Source organism: Pseudomonas sp. GW460-12-10-14-TSB1, assembly GCF_017349775.1.
GTDB lineage: Bacteria > Pseudomonadota > Gammaproteobacteria > Pseudomonadales > Pseudomonadaceae > Aquipseudomonas > Aquipseudomonas piscium.
In genome coordinates this window covers 13352-34673 of the sequence record NZ_JACNAC010000001.1, presented here as the reverse complement: position 1 = coordinate 34673, position 21322 = coordinate 13352, and the positions used below count along the sequence as shown (strand labels likewise).

Genomic DNA, 21322 nt, shown 5'->3' with positions numbered 1-21322 from the left:
CTGTGACGCAGACACCACAAGGCACGCGGCCTTGAAGGCAGCATGCGCATGCGGATTTTTTTGAGGTGCTGGGAGAGGCGGCCTGGGTAAGGCCGCCGAATCTTCAGCGAGTTGCTGCCAGTTCCTGTTGGACGCTGGCGACAGTGCGAGGCCAAGGTTTACCAGCCTGAACCTTCGCTGGCAAGGCCTTGATAGCGGTAACGGCTGCATCACGGCTGCTGAAGCTGCCATAAGTGATCACATACAGCGGTTTGCCGTTGAGGACTTTCTTGAAATAACGGTACTGAGCGCCCTGCTCCTTGACGAAGTTCTGCGCCGTGGCTTCGGAACTGGTGCCAAGGATCTGCACGACGTAGTTGCCTGGCGCCTGACCGGCGTACCAGCTACCGCCGGTAGCGGCCTTGGCCACGGTGACAGGCTTCTCGACTGGCTTGGCAGCCGGTGCAGCCGGCTTGCTGACCGGAGCAGGAGCAGGCTTGACCACCGGAGCCGGCTTGGCGGCAGCGACCTGGGTCGGTGCTGGGGTCGGACGAGCCTCAGGGGTCGGCGCCGGGCCGGCCGGCACGCCCGCTGGCGGCGCGATGGTGGTCACGGTCGGCGGCGTGGCGCTGGAGCCTTCCACCGGTACGCCATCGTCACCCTCGGTGATCCCACCGGCCGCTTCAGCCAGAGGGCCGCGCATCACCGGTTGCGATTGGCCGACCAATGGCAGCGGCATTGGCTGGGAAGAACCGGCGAACTCGACAGCCGGGCTGCCATTGCTGTTCGGTTGCGGCGTCTGGCCCAGTGGCAGCTGGGCCTGTTCGTTCGCTGGCGCACCAGCAGTACTTGGTGCCTTGCTGCGACCCGGCATCAGCCAGGCAGCGGCAACGGCTACCACTACGACTGCGGATATCGCCAATACGTGTTTCTTCGGCATATTGAACCCCATACTTGGACGCTTGACCGCTAAGCGGCTGGCAATCATGGCTTCGATCATTGCATCCCGGGCGACCTGGTTGATGTTGCCAGGCCAGCCATCGGAGCCTTCGTGAATATCACTGATCTGATCCGCGGAGAAAAGTTCGATACCGCGCCCTGCGCCTTCGAGACGCTGCGCCAGGTATTCACGGGTTTCTTCTTCGGTGTAGGGCTGCAGTTCGATGACATGGAAGCGCTCTTCTTCCGCGCTCAGCAGCTCCAGGCCGGCAATCAGCGACGACTCGCCGAACAGGAACACGTGCGGACGACCTTCCGGTGCGCCAGCCGCGAGCGCCAGCAGCGCCTCGAGCGCCGACTCGTCGAGCTGCTCGGCGTCATCCACCAGCAGATAGACTTCCTGGCCGGTCAGCGCCAGTTGCACCACTTGCGCCAGGATCGGGCCGATCTCGGCCTGCTCGACGTTCAGCGCCTGGGCTACCTGCCGCAGCACACCTGCCGCGTCGCCTGCACCACGGGCGGAAACCACCACGCTCTGTACCGACTGTTTGTTGGTGCTGGCGACCAGCGCCTGGCGCAGCAGCGTCTTGCCGCTGCCCTGCGGGCCGGTCACCACCAGCAGCAGTTGGCTGTAGCGCGCCAGGTGGTGCAGCTGCCCCAGCACCGGCTTGCGCTGGGCAGGGAAAAACTTGAAGCCAGGCACCCGTGGAGCGAAAGGGTCATGGCTCAACTGATAATGGCCGAGGAAGGCCTCGTCGGCATGCAAACTAGTCATGGGGATCTTATTAACCTTTAAGCTGAGCCAGGGCGCGGTAATCCGCTCCCAGCGTGGCCTGTAAAACCTCTTTCGGATAATCGTCGGTCACTACGGCTTCGCCCATGCGGCGCAACAGCACCAGACGCAAACGACCATCGATCACTTTCTTGTCAATTGCCATGTGTTCGAGAAAATCCGCTTCGGTCATTTCCTCGGGCGGAATGACCGGCAAGCCTGCGCGCTGGAACAGGCGAATACCGCGGTCACGCTCCTCGGCGGTGATCCAGCCAAGGCGTGCGGACATCTCCAGCGCCATTACGGTGCCAGCAGCGACCGCTTCACCATGCAGCCAGACACCATAGCCCATGTGGGTTTCGATGGCGTGGCCGAAGGTATGCCCCAGGTTCAGCGTGGCGCGTACGCCGGACTCACGCTCGTCGGCGCCGACCACGGCCGCCTTGGCCGCGCAGGAGCGTTCGATGGCGTAGGTCAGCGCCTGCTGGTCCAGGGCTCGCAAGCGGTCGACGTTGTCTTCGAGCCAGGTAAGGAAGGGCTCGTCGCAGATCAGACCGTACTTGATGACTTCCGCCAGGCCAGCCGACAGCTCGCGAGCCGGCAGGGTATTGAGCGAGGCGGTATCGATCAGCACCACGTTCGGCTGATAGAAGGCGCCGACCATGTTTTTGCCCAGCGGATGGTTGATACCGGTCTTGCCACCCACCGACGAATCGACCTGGGACAGCAAGGTGGTAGGAATCTGGATGAAATCGACGCCGCGCTGGTAGCAGGCCGCGGCAAAACCGGCCATGTCGCCGATCACACCGCCACCGAGGGCGATGATCGTGGTCCGGCGGTCGTGCCGCGCGGCCAGCAGGCCATCGAAAATGAGCTGCAGGGTTTCCCAGTTCTTGAACGCTTCGCCGTCGGGCAGAACTACCGAGATCACCGAGAACTGCGCAAGGCTGCGTTTCAGACGCTCAAGGTACAGCGGCGCTACGGTTTCATTGGAAACGATCGCCACTTGCCGCCCGGCGATGTGGGGAACCAGCAACTCGGGCCAGTCCAACAAACCTTCGCCAATATGAATCGGGTAGCTGCGCTCGCCTAGATCGACCTTAAGTGTCTGCATGTGTCCCCACAGTGAAGATGGAAGCTGGTGTCCTGCCTTACGTTAACGACTGGCATCGCCTGGCTTTCTGACGCCGCGCAATAGCCATGCGCCACAACCGCAAGCGATCATGGCAAGGCGCCGAGGATAGCGCATTTCGCGCTGCGCATTAACGGGGAGGCAGTTGCTGCAGGCGGTCCAGTATGTCCAGCACCACCATGCGCGGTGGCCGTTCATCGGTTTCAACCACCAGGTCAGCGATTTCCCGATAAAGCGGATCGCGAATCGCCAACAGGTCCCGCAGGGTCTTCGCCGGATCGGCCGTGCGCAGCAGCGGCCGATTGCGATCCCGGGCGGTACGACCGACCTGCTGCTCCACCGAGGCATGCAGATAGACCACGCGCCCCCCGGCATGCAGCGCCAGACGGTTGGCTTCACGCATCACCGCGCCGCCGCCGGTCGCCAGGACCACGCCATCGGCGGAGCACAGCTCGGCGATCATGGCCTGTTCCCGATCACGAAAGCCCGGTTCGCCTTCCTTATCGAAGATCCACGGGATATTGGCGCCCGTGCGCAACTCAATTTCCTTATCGGAATCTTTGAATGGCAGACGCAGCTCTTTGGCCAGCAAGCGACCAATGGTGCTTTTTCCAGCCCCCATTGGCCCAACAAGAATCAAATTTCGCACAGAATCAATGACTCACAGCAATCGCCTGGTTGTTCATGATACGCGGAGTGAGAAATACCAGCAGCTCGGATTTTTTCTCCGACACCACGTCACGCCGGAAAAGTCGGCCAAGATACGGCACATCGCCGAGAAATGGCACCTTATCTACAACCTTGCTTTGCGTATTGGAGAAAACCCCACCGATAACGATGGTTTCTCCGTCGTTGATCAGGACCTTGGCGTTGACCTCGTTTTTCTTGATCGGCGGCACGTCCTGGACCTTGTTCAGGTAGTCCGGCTCGTCCTTGGTGACCTTGACCTCCATGATGATGCGATTATCCGGGGTAATTTGCGGCGTCACCTCCAGGGACAGCGAGGCCTCCTTGAAGGACACCGAGGTCGCTCCGCTGGAGGCCGCTTCCTGATAAGGGATTTCCGTGCCCTTGAGGATCTTCGCCGTCTCCTTGTCGGACGTGACGACCTTGGGCTGGGAGACGATTTCACCGTTACCGGTCTTTTCCATGGCCGTCAGTTCAAGGTCCAGCAACACGTTGTCGGTGATGAAGGCGATACCCAGGCCGGAGGTATTGGCGGTGGTGCCCAGGTCGACGAAGGGTGAATTGCTGCTGGTACTGCCCGGCGTGCCTATGGTGGAAGAGCCGTTGGTGCCGTTGCTGACTCCCGAGGCATTCCAGTTGCCCTGGTTCTGGATCGAACCGCCCCAGCGCACGCCCAGGCTTTTGTCGTAGTCGACGTTGGCCTCGACGATCCGTGCCTCGATCATCACCTGGCGCACCGGGATATCCAGCTGGCTGACAATCCGCCGCAGCTCGTCCAGGCGCTCCCGGGTCTGGTAGGCAATGATGTTGTTGGTCCGTTCATCGACGGTGATCGAACCACGCTCATCGGACTTGTCCTCGGCGCGGGTGACCGACTGGAACAACTTGGCGATTTCCGCGGCCTTGGCGTAGTTGACCTGTAGCAGTTCGCGCCGCAGCGGCTCCAGGTCGGCTATCTGCTTCTGTGACTCCAGCTCCTGGCGTTCGCGAGCGGCGATTTCATCGGCCGGCGCCACCAGCAACACATTACCCACCTGGCGCTTGTCCAGCCCCTTGGTCTTGAGCACCAGATCGAGAGCCTGGTCCCACGGCACATTCTGCAGGCGCAAGGTAATGCCGCCCTGCACCGTATCGCTGGCCACCAGGTTGAGGTTGGTGAAGTCGGCGATCAGTTGCAGCACCGAGCGAACCTCGATGTCCTGGAAGTTCAGCGAGAGCTTTTCGCCGTTGTAGGCCGAGCGCTCGACGTTGCGCTTCTGCAGATCGCCCGAGGTCATCGGCCTGACGCTCACCGTAAGCTTGTTGTCCGTCTGGTAGGTCGAGTAATCGAAGGTGCCGCCAGGTTCGATGGTGATGATGGCCTTGCCGGTCTCCGCCCGGGCACTGACGAACTGCACCGGCGTGGCGAAATCCTTGACGTCGAGCCTGACCCGCAAGGGCTCTGGCAGGCGGGCCTTGGCGAAGGCGAGGACGAGCTTGCCGTCGCGCTCCTGTATATCCGGGCTCATTCCCGAATCGGAGAGGTCGATCAGTACATTGCCCTCGCCCTGCTCGCCGCGCTGGAAATCCACGCTACGAATCGACCGCCCCGCGGAAGCCGCGGCCTTGGCCGGCCCGGACGCGACAGCAGGCAGCCCCGGTGCACTCTGCGCCGCCGTCGCCCCCTGGCCGATCACCACAAACAGCTGATTGCCGGCGACCCGGGTGCTGTAGGGCGCCAGCGCGACCAGGTTGACCACCACCCGGGTACGCTGCCCCGATTCGACCACCGTCACGCTGCGCGCATTGCCATTGCCCAGATCGCGGCTCTTGTTCGCCAGCTGGCTGACGACACCCGGCAGATCGAGGGCAATCCGCGCCGGCTGGTCGGTGGTATAACCCCGCGGCTCGGGCACCGGGCCATCGAAGGTGAGTTTCAACTCCAGGCGATCCCCCGGCAGTGCCGCGACATCCAGGGCCTTGAGGCTGGCCGCCATGGCCATCGGTGAAAGCAGCGCCATCCATAGCGCAATACCGAAGGCTGAAAAGATCCTGTTCATGATGCGAGTTCCACTATGTGTGTTCTTTTAATGGAATGGTCCGTGGTCGCTCCAGCCACGCTCCCGCTCCATCGGGAACAATCTCGACCACCTCGACCTGTGAATCGCTGATCGCGACAATCCGCCCATCGTTACGCCCCAGGTAGTCGCCGACCTTCAGCCGATGCACGCCACCGGCACCGCGCAACAGCGCAAAGAAGCCGGAGGCATTGGAAAGAGTGCCCACCATCTCGAACTGCTCGATGCTGAAGCCCTCGAGATACTGCTTGCTGCGGTTCGGATCCGGCTTGACCGCGGGCGAGCCTGCCAGGCGCCCCGCCAGGTCCACCCGGACCGCAGGCTGAAACGGGCTGCGCAAGGGTGCGGCGTTATAGGTGAACGTTGGGTAAGACCCGAATGCCGGCATTGGTTCAATCTCACCCGGCGGCCGTAACCGCACCTCGTTCATGTAGGCATCAAGATCGCCGAAGTCGTCATCGCCGCCACAACCGGCCAACCCGACAAGGATCAGCCCAAGCGACAAGCCGCGAAGGCGCTTCATGGACGGGGCACCTTGTAGCGGTAAGTCCGGGCCAGAATGTTCATGCGCAGCTTGGGACCGACTTCCGGCGTGACCGGTTTGATCTCGAAATCATGCAGGGTGACGATTCGCGGCAAACCGGCCACGCCGCTGACGAAAGTCGCCAGCTCGTGATAGCCACCGGTGACCGTGATCTGGATTGGCAATTCGACGTAAAACGGCTGGACCAGCTCCGGCAACAACTTGATCTCTTCGAATTCCAGCCCGCTGCCAAGCCCGGTGCGACTGATGTCCTCAAGCAGGCCTGGCACTTCGGTATCGCTGGGCAGCTGACGCAGCATGAGGTCAAAGGCGGTTTCCATGGCCTTCATCTGTTCGGTGTAGGGCCCCAGGTTGGCCACCAGGCGCGCCTTGCTGGCGAACTGCTGTTTCAGCACAGCCTCGTCCGCCCGGCGCTGGTCGAGTTGCAGCAACAGATCCTTGAGGTACAGGTTGTAGCCGAGGGCCAGCACCAGCAGCATGACCAGCGCCGCGATCACGCCTTTGACCAGCGCCGGCCACGCCCCCATGTTGCTCATTTCCAGCTCGCCGAGATCGATCCGGCGCATTTGCGCCCACCCGCCGGACAGGCTCATTGCCCGCCCTCGCCCATGGCGGGCCGGGTCTGATGGACGGTCAGTTGAAACACATTGACCTGGTCGGCGTTGTCCGCCCCGGCGGCCTTGACCTCCGTGAGGCTCGGCGCGTCGAACCAGGCGGAGGCGTCCAGGTTGCGCATCAGGTCCGAAACACGATGGTTCGATTCGGCCGCCCCGGTGATGGAGAGGGTCTGCCCGCTCATCCTCACATCGGTGAAATACACCCCGTCCGGCAGGGTGCGGGCCAACTGGTCGAACACCCGCGCACTGGTAGAACGATTGCCTTGCAGGTCCTGGATGATCTTCATCCGCTCCACCAGTTGCTCGCGATGCAGCTTCAGTTCGCCGATCTTGGCGATTCGCTGATCGAGCAAGGTGATCTGTGCCCCTACGTGGTTGTTGCGCGCCAGTTGCCTGTCGATCGCCCGGTCGATGATCCTGTCGCCCGCAAACAGTGCGCCCAAGGCCACCGCCGCAGCTGCCGCCAGGGCCAGGAGAAAGTGCCGACGCCGCTGTTCACGCCGCGCCTCGCGCCAAGGAAGAAGATTGATCCGCGCCATCAGTCGAAACTCCGCAAGGCCAGGCCACAGGCGATCATCAGGGACGGAGCCTCGCTGGCCAGGGCCGCGGCATCGACCTTGCCGCCAATGCTCATGCCAGCGAAGGGGTTGGCGATCAGCACGGGCAAGCCCAGGCGCTGCTCGATCAACGGCGCAAGCCCCGGAACCGAGGCGCTGCCGCCCGCCAACAGGATGGAATCGACCTGGCGCTGCGGGCCGGAGGCCTGGAAAAGCTGCAACGAGCGCGAAACCTGCTGTACCACCGCCTCCTGAAAGGGTTGCAGCACCTCACTGGCGTAGTCGTCCGGCAGGCCGCCCTGCTTTTTCGCCAGGCCGGCCTCTTCTTTCGACAGCCTGTAGCGACGCTGGATGTGCTCGGTCAACTGGTACCCGCCAAACAACTGCTCGCGGGAATAGATGATCTGCCCTTCATGCACAACGCTCAGGGTGGTCAGGGTGGCGCCGATATCGATCAGCGCCACGGCCCGGGCAACCGATGACCCGGCCGCCAGGGCGAACGACCGCTCCAGCGCGCAGGCTTCCAGGTCCACCACCCGCGCCGTCAATCCCGCCATTTCGAGCGCCGCCTCGCGAACTTCGATGTGTTCCTTGCGGCAGGCCGCCAACAGCACATCGACCCGCTCGGGATTGCGCGCCGAATAGCCGAGGACGTCGAAATCGATGGCCGCCTCGTCCAGTGGATAGGGAATGTACTGGTCGGCGTCGACCTTGAGCTGGCTCTCCCGATCGTCATCGGAAAGTCCGGCCTCCATCTCGATGACCTTGCTGATCACCGCCGAGCCGGCCATCGCCAGCGCCGCATGCTTCGCCCCCGGCCGGGCCCTGGCCAGCAGGCGAGACAGGGCATGCCCCACCCCTTCGGGCTCGACGATGTTTTTTTCGACCACGGCGTTGGCCGGCAACGGCTCCACCCCATAGGCCTCGACCCGAAAGCGGTTGCCGGCCCGGCTCAACTCAAGAAGCTTGACCGAGGTGGAGCTGATATCGATCCCCAGAAGGGAACTCGCCTTTTTGCTGAAGAGTCCTAGCACTACCAATTCCCTATGACTATCCGTGACTTACGGACTCTGGAATATCCATTGCGTTCAATCACCACGTCTTGACAGACGGGCAAATGACGCCCTCGACGGAAAAATGCTTATAATGCCCAGCGATTTTTCCGCGATTTATCTGCTGCGTGAGCCGATTCCTGACTGTGAATACCTGACGCCTAATTCATTCCTTTCTCTGGAAATCCAAAAGCCTTGATTCGTCTGCTGAAGTTTTTCGGGTGGTCCATCGTCGCTGTGTTCTGCGGGCTGCTCCTCGCTCTCTCCGGCGCGTTTCTCTATCTTAGTCCTGGGTTACCGTCGGTAGAGGCGCTCAGAAGTATCCAGTTGCAGATTCCCCTGCGGGTGTACAGCAGCGACGGCAAGTTGATCGCAGAATTTGGCGAAATGCGCCGTACTCCGATCCGTTTCGCCGACATTCCCCCCAACTTCATCAATGCGTTACTAAGTGCTGAAGACGACAATTTCGCCAACCACTACGGCGTCGATCCCAGCAGCCTGATGCGGGCCGCGACCCAACTGGTCAAGAGCGGGCACATCCAGTCCGGCGGCAGCACCATCACCATGCAGGTGGCGAAGAACTTCTTCCTGAGCAGCGAACGCAGCTTCTCGCGCAAGACCACCGAGATCCTCCTGGCCCTGCAAATCGAGCGCCAACTGACCAAGGACGAGATCCTCGAGCTGTACGTCAACAAGATCTACCTGGGTAACCGCGCCTACGGCATCGAGGCCGCGGCGCAGGTGTACTACGGCAAGTCGATTCGCGATGTCAGCCTGGCGCAGATGGCCATGATCGCCGGCCTGCCGAAGGCCCCGTCGCGCTTCAACCCGCTGGCCAACCCGGCGCGCAGCAAGGAGCGTCGCGACTGGATCCTCGGGCGCATGTACAAGCTCGGCAAGATCAGCGAGGCCGATTACCAGGCCGCCGTAGCCGAACCCTTGAATGCCAGCTATCACGTACCGACGCCGGAAGTGAGCGCGCCATACATCGCCGAAATGGCCCGTGCCGAGATGGTCGGCCGTTATGGCAGCGACGCCTACACCGAAGGTTTCCGCGTCACCACCACGGTCCCGAGCGACCTGCAGGAACTGGCCAACACCGCCGTCCATGAAGGTCTGATCACCTACGACCAGCGCCATGGCTACCGCGGCCCCGAATCGCGCCTGCCCGGTAAGACCCACGCCGCCTGGGCCCAGGAACTGACCAAGCAGCGCAGCATCAGCGGCCTGGAGCCGGCGATCGTCACCCAGGTCGACAAGAATGGCCTGCAGGTACTGACCCGCACCGGCGAAGAGCACGTGGGCTGGGACAGCATGAAATGGGCGCGCCCGTTCCTGAACACCAACAGCATGGGCGCAGCGCCCAAGCAGCCGAGTGATGTCGCCCAGGTCGGCGACCTGATTCGCGTGCAGCGCCAGGCGGACAACTCGCTCAAGTTCCGCCAGATCCCGGTCGTCCAAGGCGCGCTGGTGTCCCTCGATCCGCAAAACGGTGCCATTCGCTCGCTGGTGGGCGGTTTCGCCTTCGAGCAGAGCAACTACAACCGGGCGCTGCAGGCCAAGCGCCAACCCGGTTCGAGCTTCAAGCCGTTCGTCTATAGCGCCGCGCTGGACAATGGCTACACCGCCGCCAGCCTGGTGAACGATGCACCGATCGTGTTCGTCGACGAGTACCTGGACAAGGTCTGGCGTCCGAAAAACGACACCAACACCTTCCTCGGCCCGATCCGCATGCGCGAGGCGCTGTACAAGTCGCGCAACCTGGTTTCGATCCGCCTCCTGCAAAGCCTGGGCGTGGATCGCACCATCGACTACATCAGCAAGTTCGGCTTCAACAAACAGGACCTGCCGCGCAACCTGTCGCTGGCCCTGGGCACCGCGACCCTGACCCCGATGGAAATCGCCACCGGCTGGAGCGTGTTCGCCAACGGCGGCTACAAGGTCACGCCGTACATCATCGACAAGATCGAAAGCCGCAACGGCGAAACCCTGTTCACCGCCAACCCGCCGAGCGTACCGGCTGGCGACACGGCCAGCAGCGGGATCGCGGTACCGACAGAACAGAGCTTCACGGTGAACAGCGTCCCTGGCGAAACCCCGAGCCAGGCCCCCGTGCAGGCGCCCGCGGTGGCCGAACGCATCATCGACGGCCGCACCACCTACATCCTCAACAGCATGCTGGAAGACGTGATCAAGCTCGGTACCGGGCGGCGCGCCCTGGCCCTGGGCCGCACCGACCTGGCCGGCAAGACCGGGACCACCAACGAATCCAAGGACGCCTGGTTCTCCGGCTACAACGCCGACTACGTGACCACGGTCTGGACCGGTTTCGACCAGCCGGAAAGCCTGGGCCGCCGCGAATACGGCGGCACTGTGGCCCTGCCGATCTGGATGAACTACATGGGCGCCGCCCTCAAGGACAAGCCAGCCCATACCCAGGCCGAGCCGGAAGGCATTCTCAGCCTGCGGGTCGATCCGGTCAGCGGCCGCGCCGCGACACCGGGCACGCCGAACGCCTACTTCGAACTGTTCAAGAGCGAAGACACACCGCCTTCGGTCAACGAATTGGGCAATGGCTACGCGCCTGGCAGCCCGCTGCCGGCAGACGAGTCAGCGCCGATCGATCTGTTCTGACCGCCTGATAACCGCAGCACAGCCAATCGCGGGCAAGTCGGATCGCCGCCCGCTCGCTCCTACTGTAGGAGCGAGGCTTGCCCGCGATGAGGCCGCCATGGATCACTCCGATCTACGGCAATACCCACAAAAAAGCCCCGACTCTCACGAGCCGGGGCTTTTTTGTTCAACGCGTCTTCGGCTTAGCCGTTGAACACGTCATCCACGCTTTTCAGCGGGTAGTTCTTCGGATACGGCAGGGTCGCCACGCCGGTCTCGATCGCGGCCTTGGCCACGGCGTCGGAGATCACGGTGATCAGACGGGCATCCATTGGCTTCGGAATGATGTACTCACGGCCGAATTCCAGCTTGATGCCGCCGTAGGCGTCGCACACTTCCTGAGGCACCGGCAGCTTGGCCAGTTCGCGCAGGGCGTTGGCCGCGGCCACTTTCATTTCTTCGTTGATGCGCTTGGCGCGAACGTCCAGGGCACCGCGGAAGATGAACGGGAAGCCCAGCACGTTGTTGACCTGGTTCGGGTAGTCCGAACGGCCGGTGGCCATGATCACGTCGCTACGGGTGGCGTGCGCCAGCTCCGGGGCGATTTCCGGATCAGGGTTCGAGCAAGCGAACACGATCGGGTTGGCAGCCATGGAGCTCAGGCCTTCGGCGCTCAGCAGGTTCGGACCGGACAGGCCAACGAACACGTCTGCACCTTTCAGGGCGTCAGCCAGGGTGCGCTTGTCGGTGGTGTGGGCGAAGACCGCCTTGTACTGGTTCAGGTCGTCGCGGCCGGAGTGGATCACGCCGGTACGGTCGACCATGAAGATGTTTTCGATCCGCGCGCCCATGCTCACCAGCAGCTTCATGCAGGAGATGGCCGCAGCACCGGCGCCCAGGCAGACGATCTTCGCGTCCGGCAGGGTTTTGCCAGCGATTTCCAGGGCGTTGATCATGCCGGCCGCGGTTACGATAGCGGTACCGTGCTGGTCATCGTGGAATACCGGAATGTCGCACTGTTCGATCAGGGCGCGCTCGATCTCGAAGCACTCTGGCGCCTTGATGTCTTCCAGGTTGATGCCACCGAAGGTGATGGAGATGCGCTTGACGGTGTCGATGAAGGCTTGCGGGCTTTCGGAGTCGACTTCGATGTCGAATACGTCGATGCCGGCGAAGCGCTTGAACAGCACACCCTTGCCTTCCATTACCGGCTTGGAAGCCAGAGGGCCGAGGTTACCCAGGCCGAGAATCGCGGTGCCATCAGAAATGACTGCAACCAGGTTGCCCTTGCCGGTGTATTTGTAGGCCAGTTCAGGATCGCGGGCGATTTCGCGTACTGGTTCGGCTACGCCGGGGCTGTAGGCCAGCGACAGGTCGCGGGCGGTAGCGGTGGCCTTGGTGAGCTCGACACTCAGTTTCCCTGGACGGGGATTGGCGTGATATTCGAGAGCGGCAGTTTTCAGATCAGACATGTGGGCATTCCGCTTTTTACTGTTGGACAGACGGACCGCCGAGGATACGCGTGTCGCAAAGTCCCTACAAGACTGACCAGTCACCCCTGTCAAGGCCCGCGGGCTACGACTTTGGGCCAAGAGCCACGGAACACAAGGGGTGGACTGTTCACAATCCAAATAAAAAATGTCTACAATTTTTTATTTATTGAACCAGCTGGAACATTCCGGGATGGGTCAATGGCAACATCCAGCGTGCCTGACCCGATTTCAAACCGCCCTTGCGTGAACGGTCGAGCACCCAGCCGCGTGCCTCGATCTGCTGCCCCGGCAGGCGATCCAGCTGCGCAACATCGAATTGGCCAAGCAGATTGGGTGCAATGCGCAATACAACCGAATCCTGCAATTCGATCCAGACGCCGCCCCGATTGCGTTGCACCTTGCTCACCCGGCCACTGAGCAGCGCAAACCCGGAGGTCTTTATCTGATCTGCTTTCAGTACAGACGATTGCCGCCACAGCCCCAGCCGGGCCTGACGAGCGCTACTCTCGGCGGCTTGCTGACAGCTGAACAAATCGACGTTCGGCGCTACCGCCACCTGATATCCCAGGCCTTCGGCAAGCAATTGCGCTTCAAGGTTGGCGCCATCGGCGCCATAGACATGGGCCAGGGTCCGCCCATAGTGATCTTTGCTTTCCCGACCGGGGAGCAGGCCAACCCGGCCGTTGCTGGCCTTCACCAGTGCCTGCAGGCGCTGGCGGGCGGCAACCGCGAAGGGCTCGTCGGTGCGGCCTTTTTTACCCAGTTCCGGCGCATTGAGGCCAATCATGCGCACGCTGCGGCCATCGGTGAGGCGCAAGGTGTCGCCATCGACCACCCGCTGGACCTGCACGGAGGCCAGCCCAACCGGCGCCGGGCAGAATGCCTGGGCACTGGAGAGCCAAATCGCGGACATAAAAAAGGCGCCCGCAAGGGACGCCTTTTTCATCAGCGAGGAGAAGCTGAAACAGCTTTCCAGACCGATCAGCCTTAGGCCTTTTTCGCGCCGAAAGCGCCGAAACGGTCGGCGAACTTCTGAACGCGGCCGCCGGTATCCAGAGTCTTCTGCTTACCGGTGTAGAACGGGTGGCACTCGTTGCAAACGTCGATCGCCAGCGGCTTAGCGTAGGTCGAACGAGTTTCGAACTTGTTGCCGCAGCTGCAGGTTACGGCAACTGCTGGGTATTCTGGATGGATATCGGCTTTCATGGTGTCTTCCTCAGGCTAGCGTGCCGCCACCCAACACTATTGTTGAATACCGCACGTAATTAGGCCGCGGATTCTACCAGACCTTTGCAATCACGCAAGCTGTCCCTCGCACCGACCGTCTGCTAGGCTCCGGGCCTTCTTCAGCGCCTGTTCAATGAGATTTCCCCGCGTGCCCGACGCCATTTTGCGCCTCGCCCTGCCCTCGCCCCTGCGCCGCCTGTTCGATTACCGAGCCCCTGCCGGCGTACTGCGTGCCCGGTTGCATCCGGGCATGCGCCTGCGAGTGCCGTTCGGTCGCCGGGAGATGATTGGCATCCTGGTCGAAGTCACGGACAGCAGCGAAGTCCCCGCCGAGAAACTCAAACCGGCCTTGGCCCTGCTGGACGCCACCCCACCGCTGCCGCCCGCGCTGTTCAAGCTGTGCCTGTGGACCGCGCAGTACTACCAGCACAGCCTCGGCGACACCCTAAGCTGGGCGCTCCCGGTCCTGCTACGCCAGGGCGAACCGGCCGAGGCCCGGCAGGAACGCTTCTGGTCGGTCAGCCCTGGCGCCCGCCTCGACGACCCACGCATCGCCCGCGCCCCGCGCCAGCGCGAAGCCCTGGCGACCCTGGCCCAGCACCCTCACGGCGTCGCCCATCAGTTGCTAAGCAAGCTGATGCTGAGCAAGGACAGCCTGGACCTGTTGCTGGCCAAGGACCTGGTACAGGTGGAAGTCCGCCGGCACGCCCCGGGCGAACGCCACGAACATTGGCTGGCCCAGCCGGAACTGCCGCTCAACAGCGAACAGCGCGCCGCCTATGAGGCGATCCGCTCCGGCTTCGACAGCTATCACGCCTTCCTGCTGGCCGGGGTCACCGGCAGCGGCAAGACCGAGGTCTATCTGCAACTGATCCGCGAAACCCTGGAAGCCGGCAAGCAAGCGCTGGTGCTGATCCCGGAAATCAACCTCGGTCCGCAAACCCTGGCGCGCTTCGAGCAACGCTTCAATGCACGCATCGCCCTGCTGCACTCGGCGGTCAACGACCGCGAGCGCCTGGATGCCTGGCTGGCAGCCCGCGACGGCGAGGCCGACATTATTATCGGCACCCGCTCGGCGCTGTTCACGCCGATGAAGAACCCCGGGCTGATCATCATCGATGAAGAGCACGACGGCTCCTATAAACAGCAGGAAGGCCTGCGCTACCACGCCCGCGACCTGGCCCTGGTCCGCGCCCGCCAGGAAAACATCCCCATCGTGCTGGGCTCCGCCACCCCGTCGATGGAAAGCCTGCACAACGCCTACACCGGCCGCTATGGCCTGTTGCGCCTGAACGAGCGGGCCGGCGGCGCCAAGCAGCCGCGCTTCCTGCGCCTGGACGTGAAAAGCCGACCATTGGACAGCGGCATTTCCGGCCCCATGCAACAAGCCATCGGTCAAACCCTGGCGGCAGGCCAGCAGGTGCTGGTGTTCCTCAACCGCCGCGGCTTCGCGCCGACCCTGCTGTGCCACGACTGCGGCTGGATGTCCGAGTGCGAACGCTGCGACGCGCGAATGACCGTGCACCAACGCTACGGCGAGCTGCGCTGCCACCATTGCGGTCACTCCGAACGCGTGCCGCGGCATTGCCCGAAATGCGGCAAGGTCGACCTGCGCCCGGTCGGCGCCGGTACCGAGCGCGCCGAAGAACGGCTGGCGATCCTGTTCCCGGACTACCCGGTACTGCGGGTCGACCGCGACAGCACTTCGCGCAAGGACGCGATGAACCAGTTGTTCGCCACCATCCAGAAGGGCCAGCCCTGCATCCTCGTCGGCACCCAGATGCTCGCCAAGGGGCACCACTTCCCGCGGGTGACCCTGGTCTCGATCCTCGATGCCGACGGCGGCCTGTTCTCCGGCGACTTCCGCGCCAGCGAACGCATGGCGCAGTTGATCGTCCAAGTCGCCGGCCGGGCCGGGCGGGCCGAAGAGCCGGGCAAGGTGATCATCCAGACTCACCTGGCCGACCATCCGCTGCTGGTGCAGCTGACCGAACAGGGCTACTTCGCCTTTGCCGAACAGGCCTTGAGCGAACGACGCGCCGCCGGCCTGCCGCCGTTCGCCCATCTGGCGCTGCTGCGCGCCGAGGCCCACAAGCCGGGGCAGGCCGAAGGTTTCCTCGACGAAGCCTGCAGCGAGGCCGAGCGTTTGCTGGCCCAGATGAACCTGGGCGGCATCGAGTTGCTGGGACCGGTACCGGCGCCCATGGAGCGTCGGGCCGGGCGTTACCGCGCGCAACTGCTGTTACAGGCCAATGCCCGGGCGCCGCTGCACAAGCTGCTGAGTCACTGGCTGCTGGTGCTGGAACAGATGCCCAGCGGGCGCCAGGTACGCTGGTCGCTGGATGTTGACCCTGTGGACCTGTATTGATAGAAAAACCGCCATCTCGGGCCAGCACGCTTCTGCAGGAGCGAGGCTTGCCCGCGATATGGCCCGAATAGCCACCGCATATCCACAAGCGGCCCGCTATAGTTGGCAAGCCCGTCTTCGCAACGGATAATGCCCAGTTTTTCCACCTGCGCATCGAAGCGCCGCCGCGCCAGCGGTTGAAAGAGAAGACCATGAAAGACACCATTCGCCAGCTCATCCAGCAAGCCATCACCCAACTCGTCACCGAAGGTGTGTTGCCAGAAGGCCTGACGCCGGCGATCCAGGTAGAAAACTCCCGCGACAAGACCCACGGCGACTTCGCCAGCAACATCGCCATGATGCTGGCCAAGCCGGCCGGCATGAAACCACGCGACCTGGCGGAAAAAATCATCGCCGCCCTGCCCGCCGACGAGCAGGTCAGCAAGGCCGAGATCGCCGGCCCCGGCTTCATCAACTTCTTCCAGAACACCCAGGCCCTGGCCACCCGCCTGGACGCCGCCCTGGCCGACGCCCACCTCGGCGTGCGCAAGGCCGGCGCGTTACAGCGCACCGTGGTCGACCTGTCGGCACCGAACCTGGCCAAAGAGATGCACGTCGGCCACCTGCGCTCGACCATCATTGGCGACGGCGTGGCACGGGTCCTGGAGTTCCTCGGCGATACCGTGATCCGTCAGAACCACGTCGGCGACTGGGGCACCCAGTTCGGCATGCTGATGGCCTACCTGCAGGAAAACCCGATCACCAGCGACGAACTGTCGGACCTGGAGAACTTCTACCGCGCCGCCAAGCAGCGCTTCGACGAATCCGAAGAGTTCGCTGACCGCGCCCGCGGTCTGGTGGTCAAGCTGCAGGCCGGTGACGCGGACTGCCTGGAGCTGTGGACCAAGTTCAAGGACATCTCCCTGTCCCACTGCCAGAAGATCTACGAACTGCTGAACGTCAAACTGACCATGGCCGACGTGATGGGCGAAAGCGCCTACAACGACGACCTGATCAATGTGGTCAACGATCTCAAGGCCAAGGGCCTGCTGGTCGAGAGCAACGGCGCCCAGTGCGTGTTCCTCGACGAGTTCAAGAACGCCGAAGGCGAGCCGCTGCCGGTGATCATCGTCAAGGCCGATGGCGGCTACCTGTACGCCACCACCGACCTGGCCGCCGTGCGCTACCGCAGCGGCAAGCTCAAGGCCGACCGCGCGCTGTACTTCGTCGACCAGCGTCAGGCCCTGCACTTCCAGCAAGTGTTCGCAGTGGCCCGCAAGGCCGGCTTCGTGACCCATCCGATGGAAATGGAACACATGGGCTTCGGCACCATGAACGGCGCCGACGGCCGTCCGTTCAAGACCCGCGATGGCGGCACCGTGAAGCTGATCGACCTGCTGACCGAAGCCGAGGAGCGCGCCTACAGCCTGGTCAAGGAAAAGAACCCGGAACTGGCCGAGACCGATCTGCGCAACATCGCCAAGGTAGTGGGCATCGACTCGGTGAAATACGCCGACCTGTCCAAGCACCGCACCAGCGACTACAGCTTCAACTTCGACCTGATGCTGAACTTCGAAGGCAACACCGCGCCTTACCTGCTGTACGCCTACACCCGCGCCGCCGGTGTGTTCCGCAAGCTGGGCAAGGACTTCAGCGAAGTACAGGGCCAGATCACCCTCGAAGCCGCCCATGAGCTGGAACTGGCGGCCAAGCTGGCGCAGTTCGGCGAAGTGCTGAACGGTGTGGCCGACAAGGGTACGCCGCACATCCTGTGCACCTACCTGTACGACGTGGCCGGGCTGTTCTCCAGCTTCTACGAGAACTGCCCGATCCTCAGTGCCGAATCGCCGACGCAGATGCAGAGCCGCTTGCGCCTCACCGAGCTGACCCGTCGTACCCTCAAGCAAGGTCTGGAGTTGCTGGGCCTGAAAGTTCTGGAGCAAATGTAAGTTGGCTGCCAAGAAGAAACCTGCACCCAAGCGTGGCGCCAGCCGTTACCAAGCTCCTGCAAAGCAACCGATCCCGGGTTGGTTGTGGATGGCCATCGGTCTGGCCGTGGGTGCCTTCATCGTGTTCCTGATGAAGCTGGAGCCAGGCAAGGGCGGTGACAGCGTCAAGCGCGAGCGGCTGGAGCAACAGAAAACCACCAAGATCGCCGAGGCCAACAAGACCCCGCCGAGTCCGCAGCAACCGGTGAAGCCGAAATACGACTTCTACACCCTGTTGCCGGAATCGGAAGTGATAGTGCCGCCGGAAGCCGTGCCGGAAAAAACCCTGCCAACGCCGCAGACCGCGCCAGTGGTTCCGACCACGCCGGTGACCCCGGCGGAAGCGGCGAAGATCGACACCGCACGGGCCCAGGCAGCCCTGGCCGGTATCACCCCGCCGCCCGCGCCACCGGTGGCGCAGGTGGCGAAGGCCGCGCCGGTGACCAAGTTCTTCCTGCAGGCCGGTTCGTTCCGCAAGCAGGCCGATGCCGACAAGGTCCGCGCGCAGATCATCCTGCTGGGGCAATCGGTGTCCGTCGAGTCCGGCACCGTCAAGGACGAGACCTGGTACCGCGTACTGGTGGGCCCGTTCAGCAACCGCGAACAGCTGACCACCGCGCAGAAGCAATTGTCCGGCGCCGGTTTCAGCAACCTGCTGTTACAACAGCGCCAGAGCCGCTAAAGCGGCTGATCGCGAGCAAGCTCGCTCCTACAAGGCCTGTGCCAAACCTGTAGGAGCGAGCTTGCTCGCGATGGCGTCCTCACTGGCACCGCCTCCCCCAACAGCAAAGACCACTCGTCCCACAGCCCCCGCTGCAGTTGAAAAACCCCACGTCACCCCCATATGAGTTTCCATCAGGGCATTTTCGCCCCGCAGCGTGGAGACTCTCCCCTTGACCACCATCGTTTCAGTCCGCCGCCACGGCAAAGTCGTCATGGGCGGCGACGGCCAGGTTTCCCTCGGCAACACCGTGATGAAAGGCAACGCGAAAAAGGTTCGTCGCCTGTATCACGGCCAGGTCATCGCCGGCTTTGCCGGGGCCACGGCTGACGCCTTCACCCTGTTCGAACGTTTCGAAGGCCAGCTGGAGAAGCATCAGGGGCATCTGGTACGCGCCGCCGTCGAACTGGCCAAAGAATGGCGCACCGACCGCTCCCTCAGCCGCCTCGAAGCCATGCTCGCGGTCGCCAACAAGGACGCATCCTTGATCATCACCGGCAACGGTGACGTGGTCGAGCCGGAAGACGGCCTGATCGCCATGGGTTCCGGCGGCGCCTACGCCCAGGCCGCGGCCAGCGCCCTGCTGAAGAAAACCGACCTGTCGGCCCGCGAAATCGTCGAAACCGCCTTGGGCATCGCCGCCGACATCTGCGTATTCACCAACCACACCCAGACCATTGAGGAGCAGGATCTCGCGGAATAAGCCTGTTTCGGCCATCGCGCCACGGCATTCATTCTTGCTTGAGGACCGCCAATTACTATGCCCATGACTCCCCGCGAAATCGTCCACGAACTCAACCGCCATATCATCGGCCAGGACGATGCCAAGCGCGCCGTCGCCATCGCGCTGCGTAACCGCTGGCGCCGCATGCAGCTGCCTGAAGAGCTGCGTGTCGAAGTGACCCCGAAGAACATCCTGATGATCGGCCCGACCGGCGTCGGCAAGACCGAGATCGCCCGGCGCCTGGCCAAGCTGGCCAACGCTCCGTTCATCAAGGTCGAAGCGACCAAGTTCACCGAAGTCGGTTATGTCGGCCGTGACGTTGAATCCATCATCCGCGACCTGGCCGACGCTGCGATCAAACTGTTCCGCGAACAGGAAATGACCCGCGTCCGCCACCGCGCCGAAGACGCTGCCGAAGAACGCATCCTCGACGCCCTGCTGCCACCGGCGCGCATGGGTTTCAGCAACGAGGACGCCGCCCCGGCCCAGGACTCCAACACCCGCCAGCTGTTCCGCAAGCGCCTGCGCGAAGGCCAGCTGGACGACAAGGAAATCGAGATCGAAGTGGCTGAAATCAGCGGCGTCGACATCTCGGCTCCACCGGGCATGGAAGAGATGACCAACCAGCTGCAGAGCCTCTTCGCCAACATGGGCAAAGGCCAGCGCAAGAACCGCAAGCTCAAGATCAAGGACGCGCTCAAGCTGATTCGCGATGAAGAAGCCAGCCGCCTGGTCAACGATGAAGAACTCAAGGCCAAGGCCCTGGAAGCGGTCGAACAGCACGGCATCGTGTTCATCGACGAAATCGACAAGGTTGCCAAGCGTGGCAACTCCGGTGGCGTCGACGTCTCTCGCGAAGGCGTGCAGCGCGACCTGCTGCCGCTGATCGAAGGCTGCACCGTCAACACCAAGCTGGGCATGGTCAAGACCGACCACATCCTGTTCATCGCTTCCGGCGCGTTCCATCTGAGCAAGCCGAGCGACCTGGTGCCCGAGCTGCAAGGCCGCCTGCCGATCCGCGTCGAACTCAAGGCGCTGTCGCCGGAAGACTTCGAGCGCATTCTCAGCGAGCCTCACGCCTCCCTGACCGAGCAATACCGCGAGCTGCTGAAAACCGAAGGCCTGGTCATCGAGTTCCAGGCGGACGGTATCAAGCGCCTGGCGGAGATCGCCTGGCAGGTCAACGAGAAGACCGAGAACATCGGTGCCCGTCGCCTGCACACCCTGCTCGAGCGCTTGCTCGAAGAGGTGTCGTTCAGCGCCGGCGATCTGGCCAGCGCCCACAACGAAGAGCCGATCCGCATCGACGCCGCCTACGTCAACAGCCACCTGGGCGAATTGGCGCAGAACGAAGACCTGTCCCGTTATATCCTGTAACGAGCACGTCCCCACGGCCGCGAGCTTGCTCGCTGCCGTGGGGATTCCTTGTACAGACGGACCGCAGGCTGCCCCATGACCACTCGACTTCCCACCGCCATCAACCTGCACAAAGCCTCGAAGACCCTGACGCTGACTTACGCGCCAGACGAGGTCTATCACCTGCCCGCCGAGTTCCTGCGGGTGCACTCCCCCTCCGCCGAGGTCCAGGGCCACGGCAAACCCATCCTGCAATTTGGCAAGATCGACGTCGGCCTGACCAAGGTCGAACCGGCCGGTCAGTACGCACTGAAACTGACCTTCGACGACGGGCATGACAGCGGCCTGTTCACCTGGGACTACCTGTACCAGTTGGCGGTGCGTCAGGACGATCTGTGGAAGGATTATCTTGCTGAACTTCAAGCCGCCGGAAAGTCCCGCGACCCAAATGAGTCTATCGTCAAGCTGATGCTCTAGATCGGACCTCTGACGCTTTAGAGGGCATTTTCTAGATTCA

18 protein-coding genes are annotated in these 21322 nt (G+C 63.0%); 7 read left to right on the top strand and 11 right to left on the bottom strand.

Annotated features, from left to right (window positions below; translation table 11 throughout):
* Window positions 1-103: 103 nt before the first annotated feature.
* The 8 genes from J4D52_RS00170 to J4D52_RS00135 form a co-directional block, all read right to left on the bottom strand.
* Window positions 104-1693 (bottom strand): SPOR domain-containing protein, encoded by a 1590-nt coding sequence (locus J4D52_RS00170; RefSeq protein WP_063427912.1) that lies wholly within the window; start codon window positions 1691-1693, stop codon window positions 104-106.
* 10 nt (window positions 1694-1703) lie between these two features.
* Window positions 1704-2804, bottom strand: coding sequence for a 3-dehydroquinate synthase (gene aroB, locus J4D52_RS00165; protein WP_102675916.1), 1101 nt, complete (start codon window positions 2802-2804; stop codon window positions 1704-1706).
* Between the two features lie 148 nt (window positions 2805-2952).
* Window positions 2953-3471 carry a shikimate kinase AroK gene (aroK, locus tag J4D52_RS00160; protein ID WP_009041824.1) on the bottom strand — a complete coding sequence of 173 codons (519 nt, stop codon included), beginning with the start codon at window positions 3469-3471 and terminating at the stop codon, window positions 2953-2955.
* Between the two features lie 4 nt (window positions 3472-3475).
* Window positions 3476-5548, bottom strand: coding sequence for a type IV pilus secretin PilQ (pilQ, locus tag J4D52_RS00155; RefSeq protein ID WP_063427909.1), 2073 nt, complete (start codon window positions 5546-5548; stop codon window positions 3476-3478).
* Window positions 5549-5561: 13 nt separating this feature from the next.
* Window positions 5562-6089, bottom strand: a complete 528-nt coding sequence (locus J4D52_RS00150; protein ID WP_102675915.1) for a pilus assembly protein PilP — start codon at window positions 6087-6089, stop codon at window positions 5562-5564.
* Window positions 6086-6703, bottom strand: a complete 618-nt coding sequence (locus J4D52_RS00145; protein WP_063427904.1) for a type 4a pilus biogenesis protein PilO — start codon at window positions 6701-6703, stop codon at window positions 6086-6088. Before J4D52_RS00145 ends, J4D52_RS00150 begins: the two co-directional genes overlap by 4 nt.
* Complete coding sequence (locus J4D52_RS00140; RefSeq protein WP_025808191.1) at window positions 6700-7266, bottom strand: PilN domain-containing protein; 567 nt, start codon at window positions 7264-7266, stop codon at window positions 6700-6702. The genes J4D52_RS00145 and J4D52_RS00140 overlap by 4 nt, the downstream gene beginning before the upstream one ends.
* Complete coding sequence (locus J4D52_RS00135; protein WP_063427902.1) at window positions 7266-8318, bottom strand: pilus assembly protein PilM; 1053 nt, start codon at window positions 8316-8318, stop codon at window positions 7266-7268. Before J4D52_RS00135 ends, J4D52_RS00140 begins: the two co-directional genes overlap by 1 nt.
* Before the next feature lie 216 nt (window positions 8319-8534).
* Between J4D52_RS00135 and J4D52_RS00130 the strand changes: the two genes are divergently transcribed.
* A complete protein-coding gene (locus J4D52_RS00130; protein ID WP_164485792.1) occupies window positions 8535-10970 on the top strand; it encodes a penicillin-binding protein 1A in 2436 nt (811 codons plus the stop codon).
* Window positions 10971-11152: 182 nt separating this feature from the next.
* Here the strand turns inward: J4D52_RS00130 and J4D52_RS00125 are convergent, their stop codons facing one another.
* The 3 genes from J4D52_RS00125 to rpmE all read right to left on the bottom strand — a co-directional run bounded on the left by J4D52_RS00125 (window position 11153) and on the right by rpmE (window position 13648).
* The gene (locus J4D52_RS00125; RefSeq protein ID WP_025808196.1) at window positions 11153-12421 is read right to left on the bottom strand and encodes a malic enzyme-like NAD(P)-binding protein; all 1269 of its coding nucleotides are present in this window, start codon (window positions 12419-12421) and stop codon (window positions 11153-11155) included.
* Window positions 12422-12605: 184 nt separating this feature from the next.
* Window positions 12606-13388: a thermonuclease family protein gene (locus J4D52_RS00120; protein ID WP_063427898.1), complete on the bottom strand. Its 783-nt coding sequence runs from the start codon at window positions 13386-13388 to the stop codon at window positions 12606-12608.
* A 41-nt stretch (window positions 13389-13429) separates the two neighbouring features.
* Window positions 13430-13648 (bottom strand): 50S ribosomal protein L31, encoded by a 219-nt coding sequence (gene rpmE, locus J4D52_RS00115; protein ID WP_009046593.1) that lies wholly within the window; start codon window positions 13646-13648, stop codon window positions 13430-13432.
* A 169-nt stretch (window positions 13649-13817) separates the two neighbouring features.
* Here rpmE and J4D52_RS00110 point away from each other — a divergent pair, with 169 nt between their 5' ends.
* The 6 genes from J4D52_RS00110 (at window position 13818) to J4D52_RS00085 (ending at window position 21282) form a co-directional block, all read left to right on the top strand.
* Entirely contained in the window at window positions 13818-16037 is a 2220-nt protein-coding gene (locus J4D52_RS00110) for a primosomal protein N' (protein WP_063427896.1), read from the top strand.
* Window positions 16038-16228: 191 nt separating this feature from the next.
* Window positions 16229-17965, top strand: a complete 1737-nt coding sequence (gene argS / locus J4D52_RS00105) for an arginine--tRNA ligase (RefSeq protein ID WP_063427894.1) — start codon at window positions 16229-16231, stop codon at window positions 17963-17965.
* A gap of 1 nt (window position 17966) precedes the next feature.
* Complete coding sequence (locus tag J4D52_RS00100; protein WP_025808203.1) at window positions 17967-18686, top strand: SPOR domain-containing protein; 720 nt, start codon at window positions 17967-17969, stop codon at window positions 18684-18686.
* 211 nt (window positions 18687-18897) lie between these two features.
* Window positions 18898-19428, top strand: coding sequence for an ATP-dependent protease subunit HslV (hslV, locus tag J4D52_RS00095; protein WP_025808204.1), 531 nt, complete (start codon window positions 18898-18900; stop codon window positions 19426-19428).
* 57 nt (window positions 19429-19485) lie between these two features.
* Window positions 19486-20826 carry an ATP-dependent protease ATPase subunit HslU gene (hslU, locus tag J4D52_RS00090; RefSeq protein WP_025808205.1) on the top strand — a complete coding sequence of 447 codons (1341 nt, stop codon included), beginning with the start codon at window positions 19486-19488 and terminating at the stop codon, window positions 20824-20826.
* Between the two features lie 75 nt (window positions 20827-20901).
* Window positions 20902-21282 (top strand): gamma-butyrobetaine hydroxylase-like domain-containing protein, encoded by a 381-nt coding sequence (locus tag J4D52_RS00085; RefSeq protein ID WP_063427892.1) that lies wholly within the window; start codon window positions 20902-20904, stop codon window positions 21280-21282.
* The last annotated feature ends 40 nt before the right edge of the window (window positions 21283-21322 follow it).

Excerpts from the sequence above, each read along its gene's own strand:
- J4D52_RS00150 (WP_102675915.1), bottom strand. The coding sequence starts at position 6,089 with ATGAAGCGCCTTCGCGGCTTGTCGCTTGGGCTGATCCTTGTCGGGTTG.
- J4D52_RS00125 (WP_025808196.1), bottom strand. The coding sequence starts at position 12,421 with ATGTCTGATCTGAAAACTGCCGCTCTCGAATATCACGCCAATCCCCGT.
- J4D52_RS00140 (WP_025808191.1), bottom strand. The coding sequence starts at position 7,266 with ATGGCGCGGATCAATCTTCTTCCTTGGCGCGAGGCGCGGCGTGAACAG.
- hslU (WP_025808205.1), top strand. The coding sequence starts at position 19,486 with ATGCCCATGACTCCCCGCGAAATCGTCCACGAACTCAACCGCCATATC.
- J4D52_RS00145 (WP_063427904.1), bottom strand. The coding sequence starts at position 6,703 with ATGAGCCTGTCCGGCGGGTGGGCGCAAATGCGCCGGATCGATCTCGGC.
- argS (WP_063427894.1), top strand. The coding sequence starts at position 16,229 with ATGAAAGACACCATTCGCCAGCTCATCCAGCAAGCCATCACCCAACTC.
- rpmE (WP_009046593.1), bottom strand. The coding sequence starts at position 13,648 with ATGAAAGCCGATATCCATCCAGAATACCCAGCAGTTGCCGTAACCTGC.
- J4D52_RS00120 (WP_063427898.1), bottom strand. The coding sequence starts at position 13,388 with ATGAAAAAGGCGTCCCTTGCGGGCGCCTTTTTTATGTCCGCGATTTGG.
- pilQ (WP_063427909.1), bottom strand. The coding sequence starts at position 5,548 with ATGAACAGGATCTTTTCAGCCTTCGGTATTGCGCTATGGATGGCGCTG.
- J4D52_RS00085 (WP_063427892.1), top strand. The coding sequence starts at position 20,902 with ATGACCACTCGACTTCCCACCGCCATCAACCTGCACAAAGCCTCGAAG.
- J4D52_RS00170 (WP_063427912.1), bottom strand. The coding sequence starts at position 1,693 with ATGACTAGTTTGCATGCCGACGAGGCCTTCCTCGGCCATTATCAGTTG.
- aroB (WP_102675916.1), bottom strand. The coding sequence starts at position 2,804 with ATGCAGACACTTAAGGTCGATCTAGGCGAGCGCAGCTACCCGATTCAT.